The organism is Tahibacter caeni (assembly GCF_024609805.1).
GTDB lineage: Bacteria > Pseudomonadota > Gammaproteobacteria > Xanthomonadales > Rhodanobacteraceae > Tahibacter > Tahibacter caeni.
Genome location: NZ_JANFVR010000026.1, coordinates 22,822 through 30,360 on the forward strand (window position 1 = coordinate 22,822; position 7,539 = coordinate 30,360).

Consider the following 7,539-nt stretch of genomic DNA (forward strand, 5'->3'; position numbering starts at 1 on the left):
CGGTGGTACGACGTACGGGGGCCCGCGCCGGCGGCGCGGGCCGGGTCACTTGTCCATCTGCAGCACGGCGAGGAAGGCTTCCTGCGGGATGTCCACGCTGCCGACCTGCTTCATGCGCTTCTTGCCTTCCTTCTGCTTCTCGAGCAGCTTGCGCTTGCGCGAGACGTCGCCGCCGTAGCACTTGGCCAGCACGTTCTTGCGCAGCGCCTTGACCGTCGAGCGCGCGATGATCTGCGAGCCGACGGCGGCCTGGATCGCCACGTCGAACTGCTGCCGCGGAATCAGCTCCTTCATCTTCTCGGTCAGCTCGCGGCCGCGGCGGTCGGCCGCGGCGCGATGCACGATCAGGCTCAGCGCGTCGACGCGGTCGCCATTGATCAGCACGTCCAGGCGCACGAACGGGCCGGCGCGGAACTCGTGGAAGTGGTAGTCCATCGAGGCGTAGCCGCGCGACACCGACTTCAGCTTGTCGAAGAAATCCAGCACGACCTCGGCCAGCGGCAGCTCGTAGCTGATGCGCACCTGGGTCGACACGTAGTTGATGCTGCGCTGGATGCCGCGCTTTTCCTCGCACAGGCCGATCACGTTGCCGATGTAGTCCGGCGGCGTCAGGATGTCGGCGATGATGATGGGCTCGCGCACTTCCTCGATGTTCTGCACCGGCGGCAGCTTGGCCGGATTGTCCAGCGACATCACCGAGCCGTCGGTCAGCGCGACCTCGTAGACCACGGTCGGCGCGGTCGTGATGAGGTCGAGGTCGTATTCGCGCTCGAGCCGCTCCTGGATGATGTCCATGTGCAGCAGGCCGAGGAAGCCGCAGCGGAAGCCGAAGCCCATGGCCTCGGAGCTTTCCGGTTCGAAATTCAGCGCTGCATCGTTGAGGCGCAGCTTTTCGAGCGCCTCGCGCAGCGCCGGGAAGTCGTCGGCCGCAGTCGGGAACAGGCCGGCGAACACGCGCGACTGCATTTTCTGGAAGCCCGGCAGCGGGGCCGGCGCCGGATCGGCGTTCAGGGTCAGCGTGTCGCCGACCGGCGCGCCGTGGACGTCCTTGATCGAGGCCGTCAGCCAGCCCACTTCGCCGGCTTCCAGGCTGTCCTTGACCTTGCGCTTGGGCGTGAACACGCCGACCTGGTCGACCTCGTGCCAGCGGCCGGTCGACATGACGAGGATCTTGTCGCGCGGCTTGATGCGGCCCTGCATGACGCGGACCAGCGAGACCACGCCGAGGTAGTTGTCGAACCACGAGTCGATGATCAGCGCCTGCAGCTTGTCGGTGTCCCGCGGCCTGGGCGGCGGAATCCGCGCGACGATGGCCTCGAGCACGGCCTCGACGTTCTGGCCGGTCTTGGCGCTGATCGGGATCGCGTCCTCGGCGTCGATGCCGATGACGGCTTCGATCTCGCTCTTCGCGCGTTCGATGTCGGCCGTCGGCAGGTCGATCTTGTTGAGCACCGGAATGACTTCGAGGCCCTGCTCCACTGCGGTGTAGCAGTTGGCGACGGACTGCGCCTCGACGCCCTGCGCCGCGTCGACGACGAGCAGCGCGCCTTCGCAGGCGGCCAGCGAACGGCTGACTTCGTAGCTGAAGTCGACGTGGCCCGGCGTGTCGATGAAATTGAGCTGATAGACCCTGCCGTCGCGGGCCTTGTACGGCAGCGAGACGGACTGGGCCTTGATCGTTATTCCGCGTTCGCGCTCGATCGGGTTGGAGTCCAGGACCTGGGCTTCCATTTCCCGGGCTTCCAGCCCGCCGCAGAGTTGGATGATCCGGTCGGCCAGGGTGGACTTGCCGTGATCGACGTGGGCAATGATCGAGAAGTTTCGGATATGGTCCATCGGGGGGCCGCAGAACGGGGCCGGCGCGCGAACGAGGCGACGGCAAACGGCGATTATCGCATGAAGCCGCGTCCGGCGCAGGATGGGCCCGGCTGGCCGGAAACGGCGACGGCGGCCCCGGAGAGGAGCCGCCGCCGTCGACGGGCTACCGTCGGGATCAGTCCGCCTTCTTGGGCACGCTGACCGCGACGAACAGGCTCGCATCCTGGCGCCGGACCAGCAGCATGACTGAGTCGCCGGGCTGCACGCCCTTGACGGCATTGTTGAATTCGGCAGCCGTCTTGACCTTCTGCTTGCCGACCATCAGCACGATGTCGCCCGGCTGCAACGCCGCGCGGCGCGCCGGCACGCCGGTGATCCGCGTGACGACGACGCCCTCGTCCTTGATGCCGAGCTGCTGACGCTGCTCGGCGGTCAGGTCCTCGACGACCATGCCAAGCGGATTGGTGCCGGCCGCCGCGCCGCCGCCCTGAGCGGCCTGAGCCGTGGCATCGCGCGAGAGTTCGCCGACCACGACCGGAACGGTCAGGGTCTTGCCGTCGCGGAACAGGCTGACGTCGACCTTGCTGCCGGGCGCCGAGGCGCCGACCATCGGCGGCAGGTCGGAGGAATGCACGACGTCGACGCCGCCGAACGCGAGGATCACGTCGCCGACCTTGATGCCGGCCTTTTCGGCCGCGCTGCCCGCCGTGGTGGCATTGACGAGCGCGCCGCCGGTGCGCGGCAGGCCGAGGCTCTGTGCGAGCTCGCGATTCACGTCCTGGATCTGCACGCCGATCATGCCGCGCGAGACGAAGCCCTTGTCCTTGATCTGCTTGACCGCGCTCATGGCCGTGTCGATCGGAATCGCGAACGACACGCCCATGAAGCCGCCGGTGTTGGACAGGATCTGCGAATTGATGCCGACGACTTCGCCGTCGAGATTGAACAGCGGGCCGCCGGAGTTGCCGCGGTTGATCGCGACGTCGGTCTGGATGAACGGCACGTACTGCTGGTCGCGGCCGCCGAAGCTGCGGCTGACGGCGCTGACGATGCCGGCCGTGACCGAGTGGTCGAATCCGAACGGCGAGCCGATCGCGAGCACCCACTGGCCCGGCTTGAGCTTTTTGGAGTCGCCGAGCGTGACGGCCGGCAGGTTGCTCGCGGTGACCTTGAGCAGCGCGATGTCGTACTGCGCGTCGCTGCCCACGACCTTTGCATCGAGCTCGCGCCGGTCGGACAGGCGCACGGTCACGCTGTCGGCGCCGTCGACGACGTGGTTGTTGGTCAGGATGTAGCCGTCGTTGGAAATGATGAAGCCGGATCCGAGCGAGACGCCGCCGGGGCGGCCGCCGCGCGGCACGCCGGGACCGCCGGGACCGAAGAAGCGGCGGAAGATCTCGGGAATCTGCTCCTGGTCGATGTCGTCGTCGGCGCCGGCGGCGGCGTTGTCGTCGCTGCCGTTCTGGCGCGCCTGCACGTTGACGACGGCCGGGCCGTTCTTCTCGACCAGCGCGGTGAAATCCGGCAGGTCATAAGCCTGGGCGGCGCTCGCCGCGAAGAAAATCAGCCCTGCGAACGACAGGGCGAGAGACTTCAACATGCCTCGTTGCATACAGTTTGCCTTTGCTGATTTTTCGGAGGTCTTCCCGGCGGAGCCGGGCGTTCCCGAACTACTCCGGACGCCGCTTTGAGAACGTTGCAACCGTAAAGTTCCGGGATGTTGCAATCCGTCAACGATGGTTCACCTGGCGTCGTCCGCGGCCGATTCAAGCAAGTTGCGGAGCAGCGTTCACGACCCGGTGCCCTAGCCCGGAACGGCTGCGAACGACCGAAACGCGACGGCCCCGACGCAAACGCCGGGGCCGTCGTGGATAGCTTAGCCGGCGGCTACTGCAGGCGCGGCTGTGCCGGATGCTCCGTGGCGGCCGGCTGCACCGGCACGATCAGCAGCACGTACGGCGTGGCCGGCGACCGCACGTTGTAGCCGGCCTCGGCAGCCGGGCGCCAACCGGCCGACGGCGCGCGCAGATCGTAGCCCGGCGCGAACAGCGTATCGCCGCCGACCGTCGCCGACGCCGGCTGAGCCAGCTGAGGCAGGCGCGGACCGGAAATGCTGCTGTCGTTGAACGTCGCTGCGCGGGGCGGCGCGGCAGTGCTCGCGATCGTGGCGGAACCGGGCAAGGTTTCCTTTTCCGGCGCCGACGCCATCAGCGCGACGACCGCGACCGCCGCGGCGACCGCGCCGCCGGAGAGATAACGGGCCCAGCGCGAACCGCCGCTGCGCTGCGGCGCGGTCTCGGCGTCCAGCCGGGCCATCACGGCGGCGGCGAAGCCCGCATCGGCGAGCAGGACCGGTTTGCGCTGAAGGCAGTCGCGGGCGATGTGGAAACGCGTCCAATCGGCAGCCAGGGCCGGATCGGAGTCGACCGCGCGCAGCACGAACCGGGCCGCGTCACGCTGGACCTCGCCGTCCATCAACGCCGAAAGCTGTTCCTTGATTTCCGTGTTCATGACGTCAAACCTCGCTGTCCGCGAGCAGCGGACGCAATTGCGTATCGATTGCCTCGCGGGCGCGGAAGATGCGCGAACGCACCGTTCCGATGGGGCACTGCATCTGCTCGGCGATCTCCTCGTAGGAGAGTCCGTCGACCTCGCGCAGCGTGATCGCGGTGCGCAGTTCTTCGGGCAGCTGTTCGACCGTCGCGAAAACGGTTCGTTCAATCTCCTGGCGCAGCAGCTCGCGCTCGGGCGTCGCGCTGTCCTTGAGGCGGATGCCCGCGTCGAGCTGCACGGCATCGTCGATGGCGACGTCGTCGGTCGGCGGGCGCCGGCCCTGCGAAACCAGATAGTTCTTAGCGGTGTTGATCGCGATGCGGTAGACCCAGGTGTAGAAAGCGCTGTCGCCGCGGAACGCGCCTATCGCACGGAATGCGCGGATGAAGGCTTCCTGGGCCACGTCCTGGCACTCGGCCCAGTCGGACACGTAGCGCGAGATCACGCTGACCACCTTGTGCTGATAGCGGCGCACGAGCAGATCGAAGGCGCGCTTGTCGCCCTTCTGCACGCGCTCGACCAGCGTGTTGTCGGAAACTTCGTCGCCCATCCGGGCCGTACTCCCTGCACTCGTCGACGCCGCTTCCTGCACCGGCCGCGGCGCCTCGCGCCGCGGCGCGGTATCGCGCTCGCGTCCCCAGATCAGTAAACCAGATCCCATCACTGCTTCCACGTGTTGACTCCGCTGGCGCCGCTCGTGATCCCGGCCAACCGGGCGGGAAACAAGACAGCGCTCGCGTACGGAAGTTCCGCCCCCGGTCCAGGCCGCCGGAAGGAGCCGACCTCGACCCGGCCGGAACCGCACCCGAGCCCGACGGCACGAAAGCCGGTCCCGCAGGCCGGCTGCTCCGCGACCGCCGATCCGCATCCGTCCTCCCTGGCCGTGCCAGCCGCCGTCCGCCTCCGCGCAAGACCGGGCGATTATGCCCGTAACCGGCGAGCTCAGCGGGGCAGCAGGTCCACGCTGCCGCTGCTGGCGCCGAACAGCTTCTCGCGTTCGACCAGCATGTTCTCGAAACTGACCGGCGCTAGCGGCCGGCAGAACAGATAGCCCTGCAGCTCCTCGCAGCCGTGGTCGCGCAGGAAATTGAAATGCTCCTCGATCTCCACGCCTTCGGCGACGACGCCGAGCTTGAGGCTGTGCGCCATGTTGATCGTCGCGCGCACGATGGCCTCGTCGTCCGGATCGACGCCGATGTTGCGCACGAACACCTGGTCGATCTTGATCTTGTCGGCCGGGAAGCGGCGGATGTAGTCGAGCGAGGACTGGCCCGTGCCGAAGTCGTCGATCGAGATGCGGCAGCCGAGGTCGCGCAGCGACTGCAGGGTTTCCATGAGGTTCGGGATCGACTTGACGCTGATGCTCTCGGTGACTTCCAGGTCGAGCAGGGTCGGGTCGATACCGGTCTCGTCGATGACGTTGCGCACGATCTCGACGAGGTTGGGTTGCTTGATCTGCAGGGCCGACAGGTTGACGCTAACGCGCAGCGGCAGGTTGAAGCGCGTCTGCCAGCGCTTGGTGTCGACGCAGGCCGTGCGCAGCACCCACTCGCCGATCGACACGATCAGGCCGGTCTCCTCGGCCAGCGGGATGAAGAAGCCCGGACTGATCATGCCGAGTTCCGGGTGCTCCCAGCGGATCAGCGCCTCCATGCCGACGATGTCCTCGCTGAGCGAATCGACCTGCGGCTGGTAGTAGACGCGCAGCTCGTTGTTGCGTTCGGCCACGCGCAGCTTGGTCTCCAGCGCGATGCGCTGCTGGTGCGACTCCTCGGGCACCGCGACATAGGTCTGGAAATTGTTGCGCCCCATGCCTTTGGCGCTGTACATCGCGACGTCGGCGTGCTTGAGCAGCCGCTCGGCCGTGGTCGCGTCGTCGGGGTAGAAGCTGATGCCGATCGACGCGGTGATGTGCAGCTCCGAGCCGTCCTCGAGCGTCAGCGGCACTTCCATGACGCGGACGATCTTCTCGGCGATGCGCATGACGTCGTCGCGCTGCACGATGTGGCGCAGGATCAGGGTGAACTCGTCGCCGGCATAGCGCGCGACCGTGTCGGACGCGCGCACGCTCGCGCGCAGGCGCCGCGAGACTGCGTCGAGCACCTGGTCGCCGACGCCGTGGCCGAGCGAGTCGTTGATGTTCTTGAAGCGGTCGAGGTCGACGAACAGCACGGCGAACATCTCGCCGGTGCGGTGCGCCTCGTTGATCGTGGTTTCGAGGCGGTCGTTGAACAGCAGCCGGTTCGGCAGCCCGGTCAGCGCGTCCTGCAGCGCCTTGGCCTTGCCCTGGTCGCGCGAGCGGCGCAGCTCGAGCTCCAGCGCGAGGCGCCCGGCGGCGACGCGCAGGGTGTCGACGATCGTCGTCGATTCGGGCAGGGCCGAGCGCCGGCCGAGCAGCAGCGCGCCCAGTACGGTACGGCGCTCGTCGCGCAGCGGCAGGCCGACGAACGCCTCGAAGCGCGTGAAGCCGAGGAACGAATCGCGCTCGACGCGCTTCCAGGCCTCGGTAAGATGGATCACGCTGCTGCCGTCGAGCACTTGGCGCAAGGTCGGCTGCTTGAGCGGATCCGGCGCGTCGCCGGGCATGTTGACGCGCTGGTACAGCGTGATCGGCTGCACCTCGTTGGGCTGGTCCGGCCGCGCCGACACCAGGGTGACGTAGTCGAGTTCCAGCCAGTCGACGAACAGGCGCACGATCTGGCGCACGCCTTCGTCGCCGGCGCCGACCTCGATCGCCTCGGCCAGCAGGCCCAGCGACTGCTGCAGCCGGCCGAGCTCGCCGAGGTCGCGCAGTATCGTGAAATGCACGAGCTTGCCCGCGCGCACGGCCAGCCGCGAAACCACGTCGACGGGATAGCTACCGCCGTCGCCGCGCGGCTTCTGGCAGCGGTAGCGCACGCTGCCTTCGCGCGTGAGCCGCGCGTTGAGCTCCACGCGCTGCTCGCGCGTGTGGCTCTTGCTGATGATGTCGAGCGGCTGGCCGACGACCTGCGCCGCGGTCATGCCCGAGCGCTGCAGGAACACCGGATTGACCTCGACGATGCGCCCGGTCTTCGGATCGGAGATCACGAGCTCGTCGAGGCTGCCCTCGAACGCGAACTGGTAGCGGTCGCCGCCGATCGAACGCGGCGCGAGTTCGCCGGCGCTGCCGGCGCCGGCCGCCGCGCC

The 7,539-nt window shown here is 68.0% G+C and carries 5 protein-coding genes; all 5 read right to left on the reverse strand.

Annotation, left to right across the window (positions count from 1 at the left end):
• Nucleotides 1–45: 45 nt before the first annotated feature.
• Nucleotides 46–1,836, reverse strand: a complete 1,791-nt coding sequence (gene lepA / locus NON22_RS04200; protein WP_257385660.1) for a translation elongation factor 4 — start codon at nt 1,834–1,836, stop codon at nt 46–48.
• 157 nt (nt 1,837–1,993) lie between these two features.
• Nucleotides 1,994–3,418 carry a DegQ family serine endoprotease gene (locus NON22_RS04205; RefSeq protein ID WP_257385661.1) on the reverse strand — a complete coding sequence of 475 codons (1,425 nt, stop codon included), beginning with the start codon at nt 3,416–3,418 and terminating at the stop codon, nt 1,994–1,996.
• A gap of 287 nt (nt 3,419–3,705) precedes the next feature.
• Nucleotides 3,706–4,329: a sigma-E factor negative regulatory protein gene (locus tag NON22_RS04210; protein WP_257385662.1), complete on the reverse strand. Its 624-nt coding sequence runs from the start codon at nt 4,327–4,329 to the stop codon at nt 3,706–3,708.
• A 4-nt stretch (nt 4,330–4,333) separates the two neighbouring features.
• Complete coding sequence (gene rpoE, locus NON22_RS04215) at nt 4,334–4,921, reverse strand: RNA polymerase sigma factor RpoE (protein ID WP_257385664.1); 588 nt, start codon at nt 4,919–4,921, stop codon at nt 4,334–4,336.
• Between the two features lie 392 nt (nt 4,922–5,313).
• Nucleotides 5,314–7,539, reverse strand: a 2,226-nt coding sequence (locus NON22_RS04220) for a sensor domain-containing protein (protein ID WP_257385663.1), incomplete at its 5' end; no start/stop codon positions are given.